Annotated in this window: 20 protein-coding genes; 10 read left to right on the forward strand and 10 right to left on the reverse strand. The window is 73.2% G+C overall.

What is annotated here, in order from left to right; translation table 11 throughout:
* Nucleotides 1-282: 282 nt before the first annotated feature.
* Nucleotides 283-1,566, forward strand: a complete 1,284-nt coding sequence (gene serS, locus ABTW87_RS28545) for a serine--tRNA ligase (protein ID WP_350654341.1) — start codon at nt 283-285, stop codon at nt 1,564-1,566.
* Nucleotides 1,567-1,682: 116 nt separating this feature from the next.
* Here serS and ABTW87_RS28550 read toward each other — a convergent pair whose 3' ends face one another.
* From ABTW87_RS28550 to ABTW87_RS28560, 3 genes are read right to left on the reverse strand one after another with little or no spacing between them, the layout of a single operon-like run.
* Nucleotides 1,683-2,282: a redoxin domain-containing protein gene (locus ABTW87_RS28550; protein WP_350654342.1), complete on the reverse strand. Its 600-nt coding sequence runs from the start codon at nt 2,280-2,282 to the stop codon at nt 1,683-1,685.
* On the reverse strand, nt 2,279-3,745 hold the full coding sequence (locus ABTW87_RS28555) for an NADH-ubiquinone oxidoreductase-F iron-sulfur binding region domain-containing protein (RefSeq protein ID WP_350654343.1): 1,467 nt from the start codon (nt 3,743-3,745) through the stop codon (nt 2,279-2,281). The genes ABTW87_RS28550 and ABTW87_RS28555 overlap by 4 nt, the downstream gene beginning before the upstream one ends.
* Nucleotides 3,742-5,484: a hypothetical protein gene (locus ABTW87_RS28560; protein ID WP_350654345.1), complete on the reverse strand. Its 1,743-nt coding sequence runs from the start codon at nt 5,482-5,484 to the stop codon at nt 3,742-3,744. The genes ABTW87_RS28555 and ABTW87_RS28560 overlap by 4 nt, the downstream gene beginning before the upstream one ends.
* Nucleotides 5,485-5,764: 280 nt before the next feature.
* Between ABTW87_RS28560 and ABTW87_RS28565 the strand changes: the two genes are divergently transcribed.
* The 3 genes from ABTW87_RS28565 to ABTW87_RS28575 all read left to right on the forward strand — a co-directional run bounded on the left by ABTW87_RS28565 (nt 5,765) and on the right by ABTW87_RS28575 (nt 9,466).
* Nucleotides 5,765-7,213, forward strand: coding sequence for an alpha-amylase (locus ABTW87_RS28565; RefSeq protein WP_350654346.1), 1,449 nt, complete (start codon nt 5,765-5,767; stop codon nt 7,211-7,213).
* 81 nt (nt 7,214-7,294) lie between these two features.
* Nucleotides 7,295-8,215: a L,D-transpeptidase gene (locus tag ABTW87_RS28570; protein ID WP_350654348.1), complete on the forward strand. Its 921-nt coding sequence runs from the start codon at nt 7,295-7,297 to the stop codon at nt 8,213-8,215.
* Between the two features lie 105 nt (nt 8,216-8,320).
* Nucleotides 8,321-9,466: a site-2 protease family protein gene (locus tag ABTW87_RS28575; protein ID WP_350654350.1), complete on the forward strand. Its 1,146-nt coding sequence runs from the start codon at nt 8,321-8,323 to the stop codon at nt 9,464-9,466.
* A 6-nt stretch (nt 9,467-9,472) separates the two neighbouring features.
* On the opposite strand, the gene ABTW87_RS28580 is transcribed toward ABTW87_RS28575, so the two are convergent.
* The 3 genes from ABTW87_RS28580 to ABTW87_RS28590 form a co-directional block, all read right to left on the reverse strand.
* Entirely contained in the window at nt 9,473-10,168 is a 696-nt protein-coding gene (locus ABTW87_RS28580; protein WP_350654351.1) for an NUDIX hydrolase, read from the reverse strand.
* Nucleotides 10,158-11,678, reverse strand: a complete 1,521-nt coding sequence (locus ABTW87_RS28585; protein ID WP_350654353.1) for a hypothetical protein — start codon at nt 11,676-11,678, stop codon at nt 10,158-10,160. The genes ABTW87_RS28580 and ABTW87_RS28585 overlap by 11 nt, the downstream gene beginning before the upstream one ends.
* A gap of 87 nt (nt 11,679-11,765) precedes the next feature.
* Nucleotides 11,766-13,028: an FAD-binding protein gene (locus ABTW87_RS28590; RefSeq protein ID WP_502891663.1), complete on the reverse strand. Its 1,263-nt coding sequence runs from the start codon at nt 13,026-13,028 to the stop codon at nt 11,766-11,768.
* Nucleotides 13,029-13,179: 151 nt separating this feature from the next.
* Between ABTW87_RS28590 and ABTW87_RS28595 the strand changes: the two genes are divergently transcribed.
* Nucleotides 13,180-13,590 carry a hypothetical protein gene (locus ABTW87_RS28595; RefSeq protein ID WP_350654354.1) on the forward strand — a complete coding sequence of 137 codons (411 nt, stop codon included), beginning with the start codon at nt 13,180-13,182 and terminating at the stop codon, nt 13,588-13,590.
* Between the two features lie 158 nt (nt 13,591-13,748).
* Here ABTW87_RS28595 and ABTW87_RS28600 read toward each other — a convergent pair whose 3' ends face one another.
* A complete protein-coding gene (locus ABTW87_RS28600) occupies nt 13,749-14,678 on the reverse strand; it encodes an LLM class F420-dependent oxidoreductase (protein ID WP_350654356.1) in 930 nt (309 codons plus the stop codon).
* An 87-nt stretch (nt 14,679-14,765) separates the two neighbouring features.
* On the opposite strand from ABTW87_RS28600, the gene ABTW87_RS28605 reads away from it, so the two are divergent.
* Both ABTW87_RS28605 and ABTW87_RS28610 read left to right on the forward strand, forming a co-directional pair.
* Nucleotides 14,766-15,077: an ArsR/SmtB family transcription factor gene (locus tag ABTW87_RS28605; protein ID WP_350654358.1), complete on the forward strand. Its 312-nt coding sequence runs from the start codon at nt 14,766-14,768 to the stop codon at nt 15,075-15,077.
* A complete protein-coding gene (locus ABTW87_RS28610; protein WP_350654359.1) occupies nt 15,077-15,610 on the forward strand; it encodes an SRPBCC family protein in 534 nt (177 codons plus the stop codon). The genes ABTW87_RS28605 and ABTW87_RS28610 overlap by 1 nt, the downstream gene beginning before the upstream one ends.
* Nucleotides 15,611-15,684: 74 nt before the next feature.
* Here the strand turns inward: ABTW87_RS28610 and ABTW87_RS28615 are convergent, their stop codons facing one another.
* The gene (locus tag ABTW87_RS28615; protein WP_350654361.1) at nt 15,685-16,719 is read right to left on the reverse strand and encodes a hypothetical protein; all 1,035 of its coding nucleotides are present in this window, start codon (nt 16,717-16,719) and stop codon (nt 15,685-15,687) included.
* Nucleotides 16,719-16,988 (reverse strand): hypothetical protein, encoded by a 270-nt coding sequence (locus tag ABTW87_RS28620; RefSeq protein ID WP_350654363.1) that lies wholly within the window; start codon nt 16,986-16,988, stop codon nt 16,719-16,721. Before ABTW87_RS28620 ends, ABTW87_RS28615 begins: the two co-directional genes overlap by 1 nt.
* A 564-nt stretch (nt 16,989-17,552) precedes the next feature.
* Here ABTW87_RS28620 and ABTW87_RS28625 point away from each other — a divergent pair.
* From ABTW87_RS28625 to ABTW87_RS28635, 3 genes are all read left to right on the forward strand, one after another.
* A complete protein-coding gene (locus ABTW87_RS28625; protein ID WP_350654364.1) occupies nt 17,553-17,927 on the forward strand; it encodes a YciI family protein in 375 nt (124 codons plus the stop codon).
* Nucleotides 17,924-19,153 carry an RNA polymerase sigma factor gene (locus ABTW87_RS28630; RefSeq protein WP_350654406.1) on the forward strand — a complete coding sequence of 410 codons (1,230 nt, stop codon included), beginning with the start codon at nt 17,924-17,926 and terminating at the stop codon, nt 19,151-19,153. Before ABTW87_RS28625 ends, ABTW87_RS28630 begins: the two co-directional genes overlap by 4 nt.
* Nucleotides 19,154-19,249: 96 nt before the next feature.
* Complete coding sequence (locus tag ABTW87_RS28635; RefSeq protein ID WP_350654365.1) at nt 19,250-19,954, forward strand: dihydrofolate reductase family protein; 705 nt, start codon at nt 19,250-19,252, stop codon at nt 19,952-19,954.
* Nucleotides 19,955-20,065: 111 nt separating this feature from the next.
* Here ABTW87_RS28635 and ABTW87_RS28640 read toward each other — a convergent pair whose 3' ends face one another.
* Nucleotides 20,066-20,875, reverse strand: a complete 810-nt coding sequence (locus ABTW87_RS28640; RefSeq protein WP_350654366.1) for a hypothetical protein — start codon at nt 20,873-20,875, stop codon at nt 20,066-20,068.
* Nucleotides 20,876-20,925 lie beyond the last annotated feature (50 nt).

A 20,925-nucleotide genomic window follows, 5' to 3' on the forward strand; every position in this document is an offset into this window, starting at 1 on the left:
CAACCACACAGACCTACAGCTTCCACGCCGACATCACAATCTTCGAAAAAGGGCTTGCCTCCCGGTCACGGCGCTAAACGCAACGGTGTTGACTTCGCAGATGCAGCGCGATCTTGGAGCGCGTGTGGGGCGACCGGCGCGGGCACGCCGAGCGTACGGCGCAGGCGGGCCCGGGCCGTGGCGGCCGGGTGGCCGGCGGTGACACCGGGCCGGGGGCCGGCGGGCCGCGACGGTAGCATCTGGAGGTCCACCTGACGTCCGGACGGAGGCGTACGGAGCAGCATGCTCGACATGGAGTTGATCCGGAAGGATCGCGACGCGGTGGCGTCCGCGCTGGCCAAGCGACTGGACCCGGCGGAGGTGACCCGCGCGCTGGACGAGATCCAGCAGCTCGACCAGCAGCGGCGCGGCCTGATCACGGCGATCGACGGTGAGCGCCAGCGCCGCAAGGCCGAGGCCCGGGCGTACGCGGAGGCGAAGCGCGCCGGACGCGAGCCGGAGGTCGCCGCCCCGGAGGCCGGCCGCAAGCAGCTCTCCGAGCTGGAGGCCGAGCTGGACGAGGTGCAGGCCCGGTTGCGCGACCGGATGAGCGAGCTGCCGAACCTGCCCGCCGACGACGTGGTGCCCGGCGGCAAGGAGGCCAACCGGGTCGTGAAGACCTTCGGCGAGCCGCCGGCGATCGACAAGGTACGCGACCACGTCGAGCTGAGCCGGATGCTGGGCCTGGTCGACCACGAGCGGGGTGTGAAGCTCGGCGGCTCCGGCTTCTGGATGTACACCGGCCTGGGCGCCCAGCTGGAGTGGGCGCTGATCAACTGGTTGATCGAGCAGAACATCGAGGCCGGGTACGAGTTCCTGCTCCCGCCGCACCTGCTGCTGGAGAGCGCCGGCTTCGCGGCCGGCCAGTTCCCGAAGTTCGCCGAGGACGTCTACCACCTGGACCGGGCGTCCGCGCCACGCGGGCAGTTCCTGCTGCCGACCGCCGAGACGGCGATCCTCGGCGCCTTCCAGGACGAGATCATGGACCCGGCGAAGCTGCCGCTGAAGGCCTTCGCGTACACGCCCTGCTACCGGCGCGAGGCGGGCGGATCGCACTCGGACGAGCGCGGCACGGTGCGCGGGCACCAGTTCAACAAGGTGGAGATCTTCCAGTTCACGCTGCCCGAGCAGGCCGAGGCGGCGCACGAGGAGATGGTCACCCACGCGGAGAGCCTGGTCGAGAAGCTGGGCCTGCACTACCAGCGCAGCCTCCTCGCGGCCGGGGACGCCAGCGCCGCGATGCGCAAGACCCTCGACATCGAGGTGTGGATGCCGAGCACCGGCAAGTACAAGGAGGTCTCGTCGGTCTCCTGGGGCGGTGACTACCAGGCGCGCCGGGCGGCGATCCGCTACCGCGAGCCGGGCGGCAAGCAGACCCGCTTCGTACACACGCTCAACGGCTCGGCGCTGGCGACCAGCCGGCTGTTCCCGGCGATCCTGGAGCAGTTCCAGCAGCCGGACGGCTCGGTCCTGGTCCCGGAGGTCCTCCAGCCGCGGCTGGGCACCGACCGCCTGACCCCGCGCTGACGCCCCGCCCCGCGCTGCGCCGCGCTGCCCTGCGCTGGGCTGCGCTGCGCCGCGCGGGTTTCCGGTGTTAAGAAGGGACCCTTCCTCTACCGGAGGCGTTAATAAGGGGCCCTTCCTTACACCTGGGCGAGGGTGGCGAGGCGGCGGGTCAGGTCTTCGCCGTCGAGGAAGCCCCGGTGGATCACCTTGCCGCCGCGGTCGAGGATGACGAAGGTGCTCTGCTCGACGACCTCGAAGCGCCGCCACACCGCGCCCGCCCGGTCGTCGAGCTGCGGCACACCGCCCAGTTCGAACTCGGTGACGAAGTCCTTCATGGCCTTCTGCTGGCCGAGGCCGGCGACACCGATCACCGGCACCCGGTCCCGGTACGCCGGCGCCACCTCGGCCACCGTCCACGCCTGACTCGCGCAGGTGGCGCACCACGGCGCCCAGAACCACAGCACCACCGGCCTGCCGGCCAGCGCGGCGGTGTCGAAGGCCCTGCCGTCGAGCGTCTTCGCGGCGAACTTCAGGGTCTCCGGCACGGTGGCCGGCGGCCCGGACGGGCTCGGTGCGGCAGCCGGCGCGCCGGTCGCGGAGACCGCGGCGGCGGGCGGTGTCTCCGCGCCGTCCGGGGACGCGCCGGCCCCGCCGCAGGCGGCCGCGCCGAGCAGGGCCGACGCGGTCACGGCCGCCAGCACGGCCCGCCGCAGCGGCCCCCTCCGGTACGCGGTCACGACTCGACCTTCGTCAGTCGCAGCGCCAGTTCGGGGCAGACCTTGACGGCCTTGAGCGCCCCCTCGCGCAGCCAGGTCGGCACGGGCGTGGTGGGGAAGGCCGGGTACCCGTTGGCGTCCAGGCGGATGAAGTCCGGCACCACGTGCGCGCAGAGCCCGTGCCCGTCGCAGCGGGACCAGTCGAGCATCAGTTTCTGCGGGTTCGGGTCCGGTGCGCCGGGCAGCCCCATCAGGCCCCTGACCCGCCGGCCGCACCCCTCGCCGGTGCTGTGCGCCCGCAGGTCGTCGGCGAACACCTCCATCGCGGAGAGCGCGAAGCGCGCCGTACCGTCGGGGTGACTGCACGCGCCCCGGCCCTTGACGTCGCCGGCGGCGGCCCGGACGACCTCCACCGGCGCGCTGCCGGACACCGCGAGGTCGACCGAGCGGGCCAGTTCCGGCAGGCCCCGCTTGCAGGGCCCGCACTGGCCGGCGGACTCGCCGGCCAGGTAGCGGACGACCTGGGCGGCCTCGCCGAGCGGACAGGTGTCCGGGCCGAGCGGCAGGATGATGCCGGCGCCGAGCGTGCCGCCGACCGCCGCCAGCCCCTTGCGGGAGACCTCGGCACGGTCGGCCGCCTCCTGCGTGATCCACTTGCCGTGGTAGCCGCCCACGAGGATGCCCGGCCCGTCCGGCGCCTCGCACAGCTCGAGGATGTCCCGCAGCGGGGTGCCGGCGGCGCACTCCACCACGGCCGGCCGCTTCGCCGCGCCGGTGACGGTGAGCAGCACGGTCCCCGGCTCGTCGTCGGTGCCGAGCGCCGCGTACTCGTACGGTCCGAGCCGGGCGGCGATCGCGACCTGGGCGTACGTCTCGGCGTTCGACAGCAGGGTCGGCAGCCCGCCGACGCCGGAGTCGCTGGAGCGCTTCTTCGTGCCGGGCGGGATGTGCGGCAGGCCGTTGATCCCGTTGACCAGGGCACCGCCCTCACCCGAGATGAACCGGTGCGGGACGGTGACGACGCTGGTCGGCATGGGCATCCGCCGCTCCGCCAGCGCCTCCATCAGGGATTCCTGGCCGACGCCGTCGTCGGCCACCCCGATGACGATCTCGTCGGCGTCCAGCGCGTACGCGGCCAGCGCCGCCCCGTCGAGGACGAGGTGCGGGGCCCGGGTGAGTAGCACCTTGTCCTTCCAGCTGGCCGGCTCGCCCTCGGTCGCGTTGACGACGACGATCGCGGTGGCGTCCTGCCGTTCGCAGGACTCCAGCACCGCCCGCAGCTTCTTCGCGAACGGGAAGCCGGCCCCGCCCTTGCCCTTGAGCTGGATGCCCTCGACCAGCCGCAGCAGGTTCGCCGGTTCCATCGGCCCGATCGGGCCGTGCACCTCCTCGTGGGCCATCAGGTCGAGCCGGCCGAACTCGGCGAAGCCGGCGGTCAGCCGGGGCTCGCCCACGCATGCGACCGGCGGCACGGCCCGCGTCACTTCGCCTCACCCCGCAGCTCGGTGAGGTAGGCGATGTCGACGGAGTCCGCGTCGGCCCGGCGGCGGCGCCGCTTGCTCTCGGCCCGGCGGGCCCGGCGGGAGGCGAGGTCCACCAGGGTCGGCGTGTCGTCCGGCGGCAACGGGGCCTCCTCGGGGGCGTACCGGGCCGGCGGCCGCCAGTAGTCCGGCTCCTCCGGCACGTCGTCCTCTGCGCTGTGCCGGCCGCCACCGCTGCGCGGCGCGGACGAGATGGGCGTGCCGGACACCGGTCCGGCCGACACGGGGCCCGCCGAGATCGGGCCGGCGGAGATCGGCGCGCTCGCCCAGCGGCGCGGGCTGGTCCACGGCTCCTCCGGCTCGTCGTCGCGCCGCCGGGGCGGGGCCGGGTACCGGCTGCCGGCGTCCGTCTCGTCGCGGGACCGGCGGGAGCCGTAGGAGTCGGCGTCGTCCCGGCGACGCCGCCCGGCCGGGGCCGCCTCCTCGTCGCGGCGTCGGGACGGCCGCTCGTCGCGGCGGACCACCTCGGCCTCGTACTCCTCCTCGCGGCGTCGGGACGGCCGCTCGTCGCGGCGGACCACCTCGGCCTCGTACTCCTCCTCGCGCCGCCGGGATGGCCGCTCGTCGCGGCGGGCCGCCACGGTCTCGTACTCCTGGGTGCGGCGGCGGGACCGGGCGGGCGCGGCGTCCTCGGTACGGCGGCGGGCCGGCCGCTCCCGGCGGGCCGGTTCCAGCGCGGGCTCGTCGCGGCGGCGGCGGGGCGCCGGCTCGCGCAGGGAGCCCGGCTCGGGCACGACGGGGACGGTGAACCGCTCGGGGTCGCGGCGGCGGCTGCCGGGGGCGCTCCACGTGCCGGCGAGGGTGGTCTCCGACCAGGTCGAGTCCCGCCGGCTCTCGCGCCGGTCGTCGCCGTCGCGCTTGCGGGCGACGCCGCCGAGCAGCGCGCGGCCCTTGCCGTCGTCGGTCACCCGCGCGGTCATCGCCTTGTTCATGGCGGCGGCCTGGTGCTGCTCGCGGCTGCGTCGCTGCAGGGTCACCGAGAGCCGGACCAGCAGCGCCAGGACGACCAGCAGCACGCAGGCCAGGTAGCTGAAGATCACCCAGGGCGCTGCGGGCCGGCCGGCGTTGAGACCGTGCAGGATCGCGAACGGCCAGGAGAGGTACGCGGCGGAGTGCAGCGTGCGCCACAGCCACTTCGGACCGACGCCGGCGAACCGGGCACGGATGATGCCGGTCCACAGCACGCTCACCATCAGCAGCCCGGCCACCGTGCCGAGGCCGACGTACAGGCCGCGCCCGCTGACGAACGGGATCAGCGCGTCGGTGCTCCCGGCCCGACCGGTGGCGATCTTCGTGATGGCGTGGAAGACGAGTCCGGCGACGCCGAGGATGCCGGTCGCGCGGTGCGCGGACTGCAGCAGCACGCGGTGCCGGATCATCAGCACGAGGCGGTCGGTGGCGAGCAGCCCCAGCATCACCGTGAGGCTGAGCGCCACCAGGGCGATCACCCCGGCGAAGAACTCGGTGAAGAAGAAGCCGTACGCGTACACGGACGAGCCGACGCCGGTCAGCATGGTCGCGGCCCAGAGCGCGGCCAGCACGGAGACGGTCAACAGGACGATCGCCGACCTCGACGGGGCGCGGACGCCCCGGCTGCTGGTGCTGGTCCGGACGGACGTCGCCTTCGGTTTCTGCTGTGCCCGGGCCATCTGCTCCTCGATCGTCTCGCGGTGGCGCGCCACCGGCCGACCCTGCTCCCTCCTCCAGTACGGACCGACCGCGCCGCCGGATCACCGGTCGGCCAAAAATTTGTCAGCGACCCGTCGAACCGGGTGACCGCCCGGCGCGTGTAGGTGCGTTTCGCGCAGATAGCAGTGACGGACATCCATGCATTGACAGCTCTTGCAACAAGCTCGTAAAGTTTCGGAAACTTTCAGCCCCGGGTGCAAGATCCCGGCAGCTGGAGGCCCTCCCACGGCTCCACCACCACCCTGTCCCCCGAACCCCCGTAGGGAGATTCCGATGCATCGACGTCGATGCCTGTCGGCGATCGTCGCCCTTGGCGTGATCGCGAGCCTCCTCGTCCCGACCGCCGTGGCGGCACCCCCGGCCGCCGCGGCTCCGTCCGGATCCAAGAAGGTCATCGCCAACCTCTTCGAGTGGAACTGGAACTCCGTGGCCAACGAGTGCCGCACCACGCTCGGCCCGAAGGGCTACGGCTGGGTCCAGGTCTCGCCGCCCCAGGAACACGTCCGCGGTTCCCAGTGGTGGGTGGCGTACCAGCCGGTCAGCTACCGGATCGAGTCCCGCAAGGGCACCCGCGCCCAGTTCAAGTCCATGGTGGACGCCTGCCACGCCGCCGGGGTCAAGGTGATCGTCGACGCGGTCGTCAACCACATGTCCGGCCAGGACAACCCCGGCACCGGCTGGGCCGGCTCGTCCTACAGCCACTACGAGTACCCGGGGATCTACCAGCCCCAGGACTTCCACTACTGCGGCCGCAACAGCGGACACGAGATCACCAACTACAACGACCGCTGGGAGGTGCAGAACTGCGAGCTGGTCAACCTGGCCGACCTGAAGACCGAGTCGGAGTACGTGCGGTCGCGGCTCGCCGCGTACCTCAACGACCTGCTCTCCCTGGGCGTCGACGGGTTCCGGATGGACGCCAGCAAGCACATGCCCGCCGCCGACATCGCGGCGATCAAGGCCAAGCTGTCCCGGTCGGCGTACCTCGTGCAGGAGGTCATCCACGGCGCCGGTGAGCCGATCCAGCCGGGCGAGTACACCGGCAACGGGGACGTGCACGAGTTCCGCTACGGCAAGGACCTCGCCCGGGTCTTCCGCTCCGAACGGCTCGCGTACCTGCGGAACTTCGGCGAGGGATGGGGCCACCTGCCCAGTTCCGTCTCGGCGGTCTTCGTCGACAACCACGACACCCAGCGCGACTCCGGCGGCGTGCTGACCTACCGCGACCGGGGCATCTACGCCCTGGCGAACGCGTTCATGCTGGCCTGGCCGTACGGCTCGCCGACGGTGATGTCCAGCTACACCTTCAGCCAGCGCGACCAGGGCCCGCCCTCGGACTCCGGCGGCCGCAACCTCGACGTCACCTGCTACTCCGGTTGGGAGTGCGAGCACCGCTGGCCGGTCATCGCCAACATGGTGGGCTTCCGCAACGCCACCGAGGGCGCCGGGGTCGCCAACTGGTACGACAACGGCTGGCAGCACATCGCCTTCAGCCGCGCCGGCAAGGGCTACCTCACCATCAACGACGAGGACTTCGCGATCAACGGCCGGTCCTACTACACCGGTCTGCCCGCCGGCCGGTACTGCGACGTCATCCACGGCACCTTCTCCGGCGGCAGCTGTAGCGGCCCGGTGATCACCGTGGACGGCAGCGGCTGGTTCGCCGCGAACATCCCCGCCCACGACGCGATCGCCATCCACATCGGCGCCCGCCTGAGCTGAGCGGAAAGGAAGGGCCCCTTGTTATCGCCTTTCGCATAGCAAGGGGCCCTTCTTAACACGACCACCCGTTAGAGTGTTTTGGTGCTGTTTGACAGGATCAGTCCGCGCCTCCGCTGGACCGCCGCCGCGGTGGGCGTACCCCTGCTGCTGGCCACCGCCGGTGTCACCGGCTGGGCCCTGACCCCGCAGCCGGCGCCCGACCCCGCGCCCGTCGCCGCCCCGACGGTCGTCGAGCAGCCGGCGCCGCAGGGCGAGGCGCCCGCGCCGGAGCAGCCCGCGGAGACCGTGCCGGCAGCGGCGCCCGCGCCGGACGACCTGCCGGTGGTCGACTACGACCCGGCACCCGCCGGCTTCCCGGCCGACCCGGACCCCCTGGACACCACGCCGCTCACCGAAGGACTGCACCCGACCCGCCGCCTCGCCGCCTACACCGCCCCCGGCGGGAAGCCGGTGGCGTTCCTCGCGCCGACCATCAGGGGCGTCGAGGTGACCATGCCGATCGTCGAGCGGCGCAGCGGCTGGACGGCCGTGCTGCTGCCCTCGGCCAACCGCACCCTGGCCTGGCTCCCGCCGGGCGGCTTCGAGACCGTGCCGCTGCCCGACCAGATCGTCATCGAGCGCCGGCACCACCGGCTGACCTGGTACCGCGGCGGCGAGGCCGTCCGCTCCTGGCAGGTCAGTCTCGGGCAGCGCGGCCAGGAGACGCCGCTGGGGCGCACCTTCATCCTCGGCCGCACCGAGCCCCCCACCTCGGTGTACGGCGGGGTGGACATCTTCGCGCTCGGCTCGGTGCCCGACGACCCGGGCTCGGTGCCGGCCGGGCTGCGCGGCGCGCACATCGGCATCCACAGCTGGTACCACGACGGTGAGCTGGGCCGGAACACCACGAACGGGTGCGTCCGCCTGACCAGGAGCGGGCAACGCGAGCTGCTGGCGAAGGTACGCCCCGGCAGCGAGGTCGTCGTGGTCGACGCACTGCCGGCGCCGCCGCCCACGGCCTGAGCCCGGCCGGATGCGGGGACCGTTCGTCACGCCCGCCGCGAAGCGTGCCCATCCGGGGACCTTCGCCCCTGGCATGAGGGCGACCGCGCGGGGTATGACCGGAACATGAGGGCGAGTTTCCGGCTTGGCCGGGTCGCGGGCGTACCCGTCGGGGTCAACTGGAGCGTCCTGGTCATCTTCCTGCTCATCGCCTGGGGGCTGTCGGCCAACCAGTTCCCCCGCGCGTACCCGGACCGGCCGTGGATCGGGTACGCGCTGGCCGGCCTCGCGGCGGCGGTGGTCTTCTTTCTCGGCCTGCTCGCGCACGAGGTCTCCCACGCGGTGGTCGCCAAACGCAACGGGATCGAGGTCCAGGGCATCACGCTGTGGCTCTTCGGCGGGGTCGCGGAGCTGAAGGGCGAGGCGCCGAACCCGGGCGCCGAGCTGCGCATCAGCGGGGTCGGACCGCTGGTCAGCCTGCTGATCGGGGTGTTCTTCGGAGCCATCGCGGTGGCGGTCGCGATGACCGGGTACGACGGACTGTGGCTCGGCGCGCTGGCGTGGCTGGCCGGCATCAACGTACTGCTGGCGGTCTTCAACGTGCTTCCGGCCGCGCCGCTGGACGGTGGGCGACTGCTGCGGGCGGCCGTGTGGAAGGCCACCGGTGACCGCACGAAGGCGTCGGTGGTGGCCGCCCGGGCCGGGTGGGTGCTCGGTGCGCTGCTGATCGGTCTGGGCTTCTGGCAGTTCTTCGCCGGCGCCGGGTTCGGCGGGCTGTGGTTGATCCTGATCGGCTGGTTCCTCATCGGCGCCGCCGGGATGGAGGAGCGCCAGGCCCGGATGGGCAGCGCGCTGCGCGGCCTGCGGGTCGCCGACGTGATGACGCCGCAGCCGCAGACCGCCTCCGGCGAGCTGACCGTGGCCGATTTCATCGACAACTACCTGTTCGCGTACCGGCACTCGGCGCTGCCGCTGACCGAGGAGGGACGGCCGGTCGGGCTGGTCACCCTCGACCGGGTCCGCGACGTGCCGGCCGACCGCCGGTCGGCGACCACGCTCGCCGAGGTCTCCTGCCGGGCCGACGAGCTGGTGCTGGCCTCCCCCGACGAGTCGCTGAACGACCTCCTGCCCCGGCTCAGCGAGTGCGCCGACGGGCGGGCGCTGGTGGTGGTCGACGGCCGGCTGATCGGGATCATCTCCCCCAGCGACATCAGCCGGGCGGTGCAGCGCGGCAGCATGCGCGAGCAGTTGACCGGCCGCCCGACCGGCTGACGGCGGCTACCGGGTGGCCAGCAGCCCGCGCAGCCAGGCGCGGGTCCAGGCGGCGATGGTGAACGAGTCGGTCACCACACCGTCGCGGATCAGCCGGCCGACCTCCTCGGCCGGGTACCGGCGCGCCGACCGGATCCCCTCCCCCGTCCCGAGGTCGCCCAGCCCGGCGATCTCGGCGAGGTAGAGCTGCACCCGATCGGTCGCGGTGCCGGTGTCCGGGTGCAGGACGCCGAGGTCGACCAGGCGGACCGGCTCCACCCCGATCTCCTCGCGCAACTCCCGCGCCGCCTGCTCGGCGGCGGGCACCCCGGCCTCCCCGAACCCGCGCGGCGCCTCCAGGTGCCAGTCCCGCGTCGCGTGCCGGAAGTGCTCCACCAGGACCACGGCGCCGTCGAGCACCGGCAGCAGGACCACACCGTCGCCGCCGGTCCCGGGCATCGAGCGGATGTACGTCCCGAGCCCACCTCCCGGGAAGCGGACCGGGTCGCGGACGAGGACCACGTACTCGTCCCGGAACACCACCCCGGTCCGGCTCCACTCCGTCGGCAGCCCACGGGCGCGCAACGCGTCCGCCTTGGCCTGTTCGGCGGCGGTCACCTGCTCCGGCTCGTCGAGGATCTCCACCGCCGCCCCGGACGGGTTGACGAAGCGCTCCGGCAGCAGCCTGCGCAGATCCGCGTAGTCGCTCCAGTCACTGGTCACCGTCGTCCCCCTGCGGTCGGTCGATGTTCGGGTCGTCGTCCCGGCCGGAGTCCCCCTCGGCGAACGGGAAGCCCAGCTCGTCGAGCCGGCGGAGCAGCTCCCGCCAATCCTCCCTGGCCCGCTCCAGGTGAACGCGCATGACGTCGACGCCGGTGCCGAGCTCCCGCGCGGCCCGGCGCTGGTCCCGACCGACGACGGCGAAGCGGACCACCGCGGTCGCCCCGCGACCGGCCACCTCGGTCGCCACGTCCCCGACCAGCTCCACCCGCGGGTCGCCGTCGAAGACCAGCGAGATGGTGCTGCCGAGCACCTCGACGGTCACCCGGATGACCGGCTGCCAGACGGCCATCGCCTCCAGCCGCCGATCACCCACCATCCCCGCCAGCCGCCCGGCCAGGGCGACGTACCGGCGGTAGACCTCCGTCGCCCGGTCCACGAAGTCGAACGGCTCGTCGAGCAGCGCCTGGAGGCTGGTGACGTAGTCGCGCCACTCGTCGGTGCGCCGGGCCTCACGTACGTGGTGCAGCTCGAGGCCGGTCAGGTCGATCCGCAGCGGAAGCTGGGCCAGGTCGAACGCGTACGGCCGCAGCGTCTGGAGGACGGTGAGCAGGTCGCTCATCCCCAGCTCCGGCCGGCGCTCCTTCCGGTACTCCTGCAACGCGCTCCGGCGCAGCGAGTCCGCCGGGACCAGCGCGTACCTGTCGACGGCGTCCGGCAGCGTGGTGTTGTAGCGCAGGTCGACGAGCTGCTTGAGCTCGGCGACCAGGGGGGCCGAACGGAACTTCCCCTCGGCGGGATTGGTGTCGGGCTCGGTGAGGAAATGCCGGTAGAAAGCGTCCCGGGTCGGGTGTTCGAGGTCCGTCGCCCAGCGCGTCGCTTCCAGCAGCCGTTGCTTGATCACCGGCCGGGCGTCCTCCGGCAGCCGCAGGTCCCGCCGGAGTTCCTCGATGTTCATCGTCTTCATCTGGAGGACGAAGTTCTCGAACTCCCTGATCATGCTCCGTTGCGTGAGCTTCTCGTTCTCCGCGTCGTCCCACGACAGCCGCAGGCAACGGAGGGCGTCGACCTCGCCGAGCACGCGCAGCCATCCCGACCAGCCGGCCGGGTCGACCCCGAACGCGGGCTCCTCCGCCGGATCCCGCTCGCCCAGCAGGAACGGCACGAGCACACCCTCGTCCAGCAGGGCGCGGACCGCCTCCCGCGGCCGCCCGTCGGAGGTGAAGTCCCGGTTGACGACCGGGTTGTTGACGAAGTAGGCGCGGTTCACCACCACCTGCTCGGCGTTGAGGATCGAGCGCAGGTACTCGGCGCGCGCGTCAGACCGCCGGCGCCGTTCCACGTCCGCGTACGACTGCCGCCGGGCGACCATCCGCGTGAGCAGATCCTCGGTCACCCATTGGTTGTCCAGGCACTGCGCGGCGACCGTGATCGGGGCGAGGTGCCGGTTGTCCAGCCGGATGATCCGGTCGCCGGTGGTGGAGGGCTCGCCGGTGGTGAAGGATTCACTCATTCCGCTCCTCAGTGGAGGCTGGGGCCGGGTGCACCAACTAATCACGGAGGCGAGCCGTAAGGAAGCCGCTCGGCCCCGAAGCGGCGGCTATCCGACAGCACCGCTCCGGGTCGTCGGGACGTACCGGTCGAAGAGGTCGGTGCGGAACTTGCCGGCCGGGTCGAGCCGGGCCGCCAGCGCGGCGAAGTCCGCGTGCCGGGGCCAGACCGCGGCGACGGCCGCCGGAGCGATCCCGAAGATCTTGCCCCAGTGCGGGCGCGGCGCGAGCGGGGCCAGCCGCTCCTCCACGGCCGCCACCACCGGCGCCACCGCGTCGGCGTCCGCGATCCAGGTGAAGTGGATCGCGAAGCTGTCCCGCTCGTGGTTGGGGCTCAGCCAGAGGCGGTCCGCGGCGACCGTCCGCAGCTCGCAGACCTGGAGCACCGGGGCGATCCGGTCGGCCAGCCCGTCCAGTGCGGCCAGCGCCGACACGGCCGCCGCCCGCGGCACGTGGTACTCCGACTGGAGTTCCGCACCGCTGCTGGGGGTGAAGCCGAGCCGGAAGTGCGGCAGCCGCTCGTACCACGGGCCGGGCACCCCGAGCTGCGGCGTGCAGTGCTCGGCGGGCATCCCGGCGACCGGATGCCGGGGCCGGTCGGCCACCGTCGTACCGAGCCAGTCGGCCGGCGGTGGCGGCAGCTCCGCCCGCTGCTTGATCCAGACCTCGCGCAGCAGCGGGGATCGCCAGTCGGTGAAGACGCTGACGCTGTACGCCGCACCGAGCGCCGGCTCCAGCGCCTCACGGGGCAGGCCGAGCCGAACCTCCTGGCGCAGCGTGAACGCCGGCACGACGTCGAGGGTGACGCGGGTGACCACGCCGAGCGCGCCCAGGGACACCACCATCCCGTCGAAAGTGTCACCGTCCGCGGTCCGGTCGACGGTGAGCAGGTCGCCGTCGGCGGTGACCAGTTCCAGCGCGGCCACCGCCGTGGCCAGGTTGCCGTTCCGCTCGCCCGAGCCGTGGGTGCCGGTGGCGACGGCGCCCGCCACCGAGATGTGCGGCAGGGAGGCGAGGTTCGCCAGGGCGTACCCCTCAGCGTGCAGGCGGGTGGCGAGGTCGCCGTACCGCATGGCCGCCGGGACGGTCACCGTCGACCGGTCCCGGTCCAGCGTCACCTCCTGCGGCAGACCCGCGAGCGACACCAGGTCGCCCGTGGTGTCGCCGAACCGGTTGAATGAGTGGCCGCTGCCGACGGCGCGTACCCGGTCGCTGCCGGCCACCACCCGGCGCAGCTCGTCGACGGATTCGGGGCGGTGGTGGCGGCGGGCCGAGTAGGTGACGTTCCCCGCCCAGTTTCGCCGCGTCATCATCCGCCGACCGTACGCCGGAACCGCCCCTCCCGTCGATCATGGAGTTATGGTGCCCGACTCGACCCGTTCCACGGCATCCGTCCCCAGCACGACTCCATGATCGACGCGAGCGGGCGGTTATGCGCGTCCGCGAGCGGGGAAATCACCGGGGATGAGCAGCTACCGTGATCCGGCACCGCGGGGGGACGTGTTTCCCTCGGAGGAGGAGATGGACCCGACCGGCGTGGGCGTGCTGCCGGCGAGCGGGCCGCCCGACACCACTCCCCCGACCAGGGTGGGCGTGGCGCCGGGCACCACTCCCGGGCCTCGGCCGACCCCGGCGCCGCCGCCGGCCCCGAACCCGGTGCCCCATCCGGGGCCGGCTCCCCGGGGCCGGTCGATCGTCACCCACCACCTCGACGGTTCGGTGCAGGTGGTCACCGATCTGGACGGCGACGGCGTGGCCGACGTGGTGCAGGTCGACCTCGACGGTGACGGGGTGCCCGACCTCACGTACATCGACAGCGACCGCGACGGCCGCCTCGACACGGTGCTCCGCGACCCCGCCGCAACCGGACGCTGAGCCCTGAACCCCGGCGCCGGCGCCGCACGCCGGGGGCCGGGGGCGGTGCCGCGGGCCGGTGCCGGTGCCGTTGCCGGTGGCCGCCGGCTGCGGCGCCGGGGGCCAGGTGTTAACAGGGGGCCCTTCCTCTACCGCAGGCGTTAAGAGGGGGCCCTTCCTTACACCTGGGGCAGGACCTTGGCGGCGACCAGGTCGAGGTGGTCCAGGTCGGCGAGGTCGAGCACCTGCAGGTAGATCCGCTGGCTGCCGGTCTCGGCGTACCGGCCGATCCGGTCGACGATCTCCGCCGGGGTGCCGGCGAGGCCGTTGGCGCGCAGTTCGTCGGGCTCCCGGCCGATCGCCGCCGCCCGCCGCGCCACCTCGGCGTCGTCCCGTCCGCAGCACAGCACGAGTGCGTTGGACCAGGTCATCGTGGCCGGGTCCCGCCCGATGCCGGCGCAGGCGGCGCGGACCCGCTCGAACTGGGCGACGGTGTCCTCGATCGAGACGAACGGCAGGTTGAACTCGTCGGCGTACCGGGCGGCGAGGCGCGGGGTGCGCTTCGGCCCCATGCCGCCGAGCAGGATCGGCGGGCGCGGGGACTGCACCGGCTTGGGAAGCGCCGGCGAGTCGCTGACCGGGTAGTAGCGCCCGGCGAAGTCGTACGTCTTGCCCAGCGGGGTCTCCCACAGGCCGGTGATGATCGCGAGCTGCTCCTCGAGCCGGTCGAACCGCTCGGCGAGCGGCGGGAACGGGATCCCGTACGCGGTGTGCTCGTCGTCGTACCAGCCGGTGCCGATGCCCAGCTCGACCCGGCCGCCGCTCATCTGGTCGACCTGGGCGACGGTGATCGCCAGCGGTCCGGGCAGCCGGAAGGTGGCGGCGGTCATCAGCGTGCCGAGCCGGATCGACCGGGTGTCCCGGGCCAGCCCGGCGAGGGTGGTCCAGGCGTCGGTCGGTCCTGGCTCGCCGCTCACCGAGCCCATCTTCAGGTAGTGGTCGGAGCGGAAGAAGGCGGCGAAGCCGGTCTCCTCCGCGCGGCGGGCCACGGCGAGCAGGTCGTCGTAGGTGGCGCCCTGCTGGGGTTCAGTGAAGATCCGCAGTTCCATTCTCCCGAGCATACGAAGGCCGCCCGGCGGACGCCCGGCGACCACATATGTCTTGACAGGCATATACCTGGAAAGGAATATGAAACGGTGGCCGTTGACGCCTTCACCGTTCTCGCCGAGCCGACCCGGCGTCGCATCCTCGACCGGCTCTGCTCGGCCGAGTGCAGCGTCGGCGAGCTGGTCGCCACGCTCGGCGTAAGCCAGCCGACCGTCTCGAAGCACCTGCGGGTCCTCCGCGAGGCCGGGCTCGTCACCTGCCGCACTGCCGCGCAGCAGCGCATCTACCGGATCGACGTCCGACCGCTGCAGGCCGTCGACGGCTGGCTGGCCCCGTACCGGCGGCTCTGGACCACCCACCTGGACGCGCTGGAACGCCACCTCGACAGTCAGGAGCCCTGATGGACCGCGACGACTTCCGCCCGACGCCACCGGCCGACGTCTCCGTGCAGACCGCTGCGGGGCGTACCACCCTCGTGTTCGTCCGCGACCTGCGCCATCCCCCGGCGGCGGTGTGGTCGGCGCTGACCGAGCCCGGCCGGCTCGCCGAGTGGGCCCCGTTCCTCGCCGACCGCGACCTGGGCTCGCCCGGCGACGTCACGCTCACCCTCGTCGACGGTGAGAGCCGCGAGCGGCAGGGTGCCGTCGTGCGGCGCGCGGAGCCACCTCACCTGCTCGAGTACGCGTGGGAGGACGACCTGCTGCGCTGGGAGCTGGTGCCGACCGCCACGGGTACGCGGCTGACCCTGCGCCACACCCTCGCCCACGGTGGCGGCATGGCGCCGATGGTCGCGGCCGGCTGGCACATCTGCCTCGACGTCGCCGCGCACCTGCTCGACGGCGACCCGGTCGGGCCGATCCGCGGCGGCGAGGCGAAGAACTTCGGCTGGCCGGAGCTGCGCGACGCGTACGCCCGGCGGCTGGCCGGGGACTGACCAGCCGCGCGGACGCCGCAGGGTGTTAAGAAGGGGCCCTTCCTCTACCGCAGGCGTTAACAGGGGGCCCTTCCTTACACGTAGGGGCGGGTGGCGTAGGCCGTCCGCAGGGCGGCGAGGCCGGTGCTCTTGGGCGACAGCGTGCCCCAGCCGGAGTTGAAATAGTTCGTCCGGACGATCCGGGGGCCGCGTTCGGCGTTGAGCGCGGCGATGGCGGCCGGCACGGTGCGGATCCACCCCGCCTGGTCGGGGATCTCCGCCGACCGCACTCCCCACTCGGCGATCAGGACCGGGCGGGAGAGCGCGACCGGGCCGAGGTCGGCGACCGCCCAGTCCTTGGTACGGCGGAACCGGGCCAGCGCGGTGTGGCCCGGGTCGGTGGCGTAGACGTTCCACTGGAGGAAGTCGAGCCGGGACATCAGCGCCTCCGGGTGGGTGCGCTGGTAGCAGGCCCGGTCGAAGCCGCCAAGCCCCACCGTGAAGGTGGTGCCGGCGGGCAGGCTGCGGGCCTTGAACCAGTTGACGATGTACGTCACGGCCTGCACGGCGCGGGCGTCGGACTCCGCCCACGTGTACGCCTTGCCCGCCTCGGTGGTGCCGAACTCGTGATCGGTGTCCAGTTCGGAGGCGAGTTGGATGTTCACCCCGAAGCCCATCGTCCGGTACTGCGACAACGCCCGGGCGAACAGCCCGTCGCACTGCCCGGCGAGGACCTGGCTGTAGCCGTACGCCTTCGGCCAGGTCGTGCCCGGTCGCTGTTGGATGGTCATGGCGGGCGCCGGGACGGTGTACCGGGTGCCGTCGACCGTGAAGGTCTGCGGCCCGGCGGGGGCACCGTAGTGCTTCAACTCCAGCACCATGTTGATCTTGATGCCGGCCTTGCCGAGGTCCACCAGCCAGGGCCTGTTGTAGCCGGGGAAGGTGTAGCCGTCGGCGAAGCTGCGGTACTGGGTGAGCGAGCGGAAGTTCCCGCCCACCATGTCGGCGGTCGGGTCGGCACCCCCGGACAGGTAGTAGCCACCCAGCACCGGCGGGGCGATCGTGTAGTCGGCGGTGGCGGCCACGCTGCGCCCGCCCGAGTCGCGCACCGTGACCGTTACCCGCGGCATCACGCCACCGCCCGGTACACGGCCACCGCACCGTTGTCGGACAGCCTGGTCCAGGTGCGGCCGGAGTCGTCGGTCACGGTGAGGGTGAGCGGGTCGATGACGGCGGTGATCCGCGCCGGGGCGCTGCTGTTGCCCTGGGCGTCGGTGACCACCACGGTGACGGTGACCGGCCGGGTGTCGGGGTCGCCGTACCGCACGGTCAGTGTCATGGGGTCGCCGGGTGAGTAGACCGCCGCGTTCAGGGAGGCGGTCGCGGTGGGAGCGGCCATGGCCCTCTCCTCTCGTGCTCGCTGGGCCGCCCGGCGGGCGTCCGCCCGGCCGGTCCGGCCGCGGTTGGTCCCCGCCGGCCGTCCGCGCCGGCTCCCGGAGGGACGGCGGACGACCCGGGGTACGCCGGGCCGCCCGGCCGCCGCCCGCGGCGGGAGCGCGCGGGGTGCGTGCCGGTGGGGTCAGGATCTGCCCGGGGCCGCGAAACGGCGGCGGCCACCCGGCGGCGCCGGCGCGGCCGGGTCGGGCTGTCGAAGGCGGTGACGTCGGTGTCCGGAGGCGGCACCGGGCCGGTTGGCGGACCGGTGCCGTCGGAGCACGACCCGTGGACGAAGGCGGTGCGCTACGCCGGGTCCGCGGAGCCGGGCTCGGTGGCGGCGGTGTCGGCGGGGACGCTGCTGTCCCCGCCGGGCCCGAGGATCGGGATGTGGCCCGCCATCCTTACGCCTCTCACCTGCTACAACAGTGCTTCGGTGAGGTGCCCGGCGTCCTGTCCGTTACCCGACGTCGTACTGTCGCCCACCCGGTTGCGGCATGCTGCCCAGTGTGCCCGGAAGGAGACCCTGGTGAAGTACCTGATGCTGATCTACGGCAACGAGCAGATCTGGAACAGCCTGCCGGCCGGCGACCTGAGCACGCTGATCGGCGAGGTCGACGCGTTCAACGAGGCGCTGCGCGCCTCCGGCGAGCTGGTGGAGAGCCAGGGGCTCGTCTCCCGACCCCGGTCGGTCCGGATGGTGGGCGACGCGCCGGTGGTCACCGACGGGCCGTACCTGGAGGCCAAGGAGTACGTCGGTTCGTACTTCGTGGTGGACGTGGACAGCGAGGAGCGGGCGCTGGAGATCGCCCGGTCGTACCCGGCCCTGCGCTTCGGCAGCGGCCCCAGCGGGGGCGGCCTGGAGGTCTGGCCGCTGATGACCGGCACCGGCGGTGACCTCTGACCGGCGACGAGATCGGTGACCTGCTGCGCGACCTCGCGCCGCAGGTCCTCGGCACCCTGGTGCGCCGCTACGGCGACTTCACCCGCGCCGAGGACGCGGTGCAGGAGGCCATGATCACCGCGGTCGAGGCGTGGCGCGCCGACGGCGTACCGGAGCACCCGGCCGGCTGGCTGCGGACGGTGGCCGCCCGCCGCTACGTCGACCAGGTCCGCGCCGACGCGGCCCGGCAGCGCCGGGAGCACGCCGTGCTGGACGCGACGCCCCGGGACGCGCTCATCGCTCCGCCGCCGGACGCCGAGCCGCCCCGCGACGACCTGCTGGAGCTGCTGTTCCTCTGCTGCCACCCGGCGCTCGGGCCGTCCGCGCAGGTGGCGCTCACCCTGCGAGCGGTGGGCGGGCTCACCACACCGGAGATCGCCGCCGCCTTCCTGGTGCCGGAGAAGACGATGGGCCAGCGCATCGTCCGGGCCAAGCAGCGCCTGCGGGAGGCGGGCGCCCGGTTCGACCTGCCACCGGAACCGGAGCGGGGGCCCCGGCTCGCCGCCGTCCGGCACGTGCTCTACCTGATCTTCAATGAGGGGTACGCGGCCAGCAGCGGCCCCGCGCTGCGCCGGGTCGACCTGACCGGGCAGGCGATCCGCCTGACCCGGCGCCTGCACCGCCGCCTGCCCGGCGACGGCGAGGTGGCCGGGCTGCTCGCGCTGATGCTGCTGACCGAGGCACGGGGGCCGGCGCGTACCGGCCCGGAGGGGGACCTGGTGCCGCTGGCCGAGCAGGACCGGACCCGCTGGGACCGGACGGCGATCGCCGAGGGCGTCGCGCTGGTCACCCGCGCGCTGTCCACCGCGCCGGTCGGCCCGTACCAGGTGCAGGCCGCCATCGCCGCCGTGCACGCGGAGGCCTCGTCCACCGAGGACACCGACTGGCCGCAGGTCCTGGCGCTGTACGAGCTGCTGGAGCGGCTGGCGCCCGGGCCGGCGGTCACCCTCAACCGCGCGGTCGCGCTGGGGATGGTGCGCGGGCCCCGGGCCGGCCTGGACCTGCTCCACGAGCTGGCGGACGGCCCCCTCGCCGGGCATCACCGGCTGCTGGCGGTCCGGGCCCACCTGCTGGAACGGGCGGGCGAGCCGGCGGCCGCGGCACGGGCGTGGCGGGAGGCGGCCCGCCTCGCCGGCAGCCTCCCGGAGCGGCGCTTCCTCGTCCGGCAGGCTGCCCGACTGTCGTGACCCAGGTCACATGGGAGCCCTGTCGAACCGGCCTCGCCGGCACCGATCCCCTGACGAACGGGCACCACGGCGGTGCCCCGGAGGATGGGATTCGCGATGACCAAGGTGACCGCACAGCTGTCCGTCTCGCTGGACGGGTTCTACGCCGGCCCGCGCCACACCGGCGACGGTGACTGGATGGAGTCGGCGGAGGCGGCCGGCTTCTTCCGGGTCACCCGGTGGGCGACCGACGCGATGGCGTGGCGCGAGCGGCAGGGGTTCGGCGGTGGTGTGCACGACACCAACTCGGAGATCATCGCCGAGACGTTCGAGGCGGCCGGCGCGTACGTCATGGGGCGGCGGATGGCCGACGGCGGCGAGGTGCCGTGGGGTGACGAACCGCCGTTCCGGGCGCCGGTCTTCGTCGTCACCCACCGTCCGCGGGAGACCCTGGTCCGGGGCGGCGGCACCAGCTTCACGTACGTCACCGACGGTGTCGCCAGCGCCGTCGAGCAGGCCCGTGCCGCCGCCGGTGGCCGGAACGTGGCGATCGCGGGCGGGGGCAGCCTGGTCCGGCAGGTCCTCGCCGCCGGCCTCCTCGACGAGTTGGAGCTGCACATCGTGCCGGTGGTGCTGGGCACCGGCCTGCGGCTGCTCGACGCCGACCTCGGCCTGGCCGACAAGGAAGGCATCGAACTGACCCCGACCCGAGTGGTGCACGACCCCGCGGTCACCCACATCCGCTACACCGTCACCGGCCGCGCCCCCCTGCTCCTCGACGACCGCGGCAGCTCCGGCACCCCCACCAAAACCCTGCCCTGACCGCCCCCCGCTCCCGCCGATCATGGAGTTGTGGTGGCCGTTCCACACTATTTCACGGCTTTTGTCCACCACCACAACTCCATGATCGACGGCGTGGGGGTGGGGTGGGGGTTACCAGGGTTCGGGGATGTTCAGGGGGAGGCAGCGGCTCGTGCCCAGGGTGGGTTGGTAGCAGGCGTTGGCTTCCAGGTTGTTCGTGTGGTCGAACCGGGAGAACGACGCGCTGCCGCCGTTGACGCAGGTGCTGCCGCTGGTGACCGTACCGCCGGTGACCCGGCCGCTCGCGCAGCCCAGGGTGGTCGCGGTCTTCTGCACGGTGTTCAGCGACGACCGCTGGTCGAAGGACTGGTGCGAGCCGTAGCCGACCAGCCGCACACCGGGCCGGGTGATCGAGTACTGGAACGCGGTCGAGGTGTAGTACGACCAGCTCGCACCGGTACCGACGGTCCGCAACTGGGCGTCGTTCAGTGAGGGCGGAATGAAGAGGTGGAAGCCCTTGTCGTGGGTGTTCGTGCCCTGGACCATCCGGTAGACGATCACCAGCAGGCCCTGCTGGTAGCTGCCCGTGGTGTAGCTCACCTCGGAGCCACCGCCGCAGGTGGTCCGGTCGGCGAGGTAGCCCACCCCGTTGGCGTAGAGCAGCACGCGGGCGCACCGGCTGTCGTTGGCCGTGTCCCGGATCGTGCCGAGGGTGCTGGAGACGCCGGAGTTGTCGGTGGCGTACCCGATCAACTCGACGCCGGGCAGCGTGCCCGCGTACTGGTAGGCGGCGGGGTGGTAGTAGCTCCACGACGCCGACCAGCCGCTGCCGGAGGGCAGGGCGAGCGCCGGCGAGGCGGGCAGCAGGGCGGCGGCCAGGGTGGCCACCAGGGCCACGACCAGCGTGGCGGCGGTCGACCGCCAGCGGGGTTGGGTCGTCATCGGTCCTCCGATTCGGGTGCGGTGTTCCGGTCAGGGTCCCGCGGGAGGTG

Source organism: Micromonospora sp. NPDC126480 (assembly GCF_040302465.1).
In the GTDB taxonomy this organism is placed as follows: domain Bacteria; phylum Actinomycetota; class Actinomycetes; order Mycobacteriales; family Micromonosporaceae; genus Micromonospora.

Bases quoted from the DNA above. Each gene is read 5' to 3' on its own strand.
- serS (WP_350654341.1), top strand. From the start codon at position 283: ATGCTCGACATGGAGTTGATCCGGAAGGATCGCGACGCGGTGGCGTCC.
- ABTW87_RS28565 (WP_350654346.1), top strand. From the start codon at position 5,765: ATGCATCGACGTCGATGCCTGTCGGCGATCGTCGCCCTTGGCGTGATC.
- ABTW87_RS28575 (WP_350654350.1), top strand. From the start codon at position 8,321: ATGAGGGCGAGTTTCCGGCTTGGCCGGGTCGCGGGCGTACCCGTCGGG.
- ABTW87_RS28585 (WP_350654353.1), bottom strand. From the start codon at position 11,678: ATGAGTGAATCCTTCACCACCGGCGAGCCCTCCACCACCGGCGACCGG.
- ABTW87_RS28590 (WP_502891663.1), bottom strand. From the start codon at position 13,028: ATGATGACGCGGCGAAACTGGGCGGGGAACGTCACCTACTCGGCCCGC.
- ABTW87_RS28595 (WP_350654354.1), top strand. From the start codon at position 13,180: ATGAGCAGCTACCGTGATCCGGCACCGCGGGGGGACGTGTTTCCCTCG.
- ABTW87_RS28600 (WP_350654356.1), bottom strand. From the start codon at position 14,678: ATGGAACTGCGGATCTTCACTGAACCCCAGCAGGGCGCCACCTACGAC.
- ABTW87_RS28610 (WP_350654359.1), top strand. From the start codon at position 15,077: ATGGACCGCGACGACTTCCGCCCGACGCCACCGGCCGACGTCTCCGTG.
- ABTW87_RS28615 (WP_350654361.1), bottom strand. From the start codon at position 16,719: ATGCCGCGGGTAACGGTCACGGTGCGCGACTCGGGCGGGCGCAGCGTG.
- ABTW87_RS28620 (WP_350654363.1), bottom strand. From the start codon at position 16,988: ATGGCCGCTCCCACCGCGACCGCCTCCCTGAACGCGGCGGTCTACTCA.
- ABTW87_RS28635 (WP_350654365.1), top strand. From the start codon at position 19,250: ATGACCAAGGTGACCGCACAGCTGTCCGTCTCGCTGGACGGGTTCTAC.
- ABTW87_RS28640 (WP_350654366.1), bottom strand. From the start codon at position 20,875: ATGACGACCCAACCCCGCTGGCGGTCGACCGCCGCCACGCTGGTCGTG.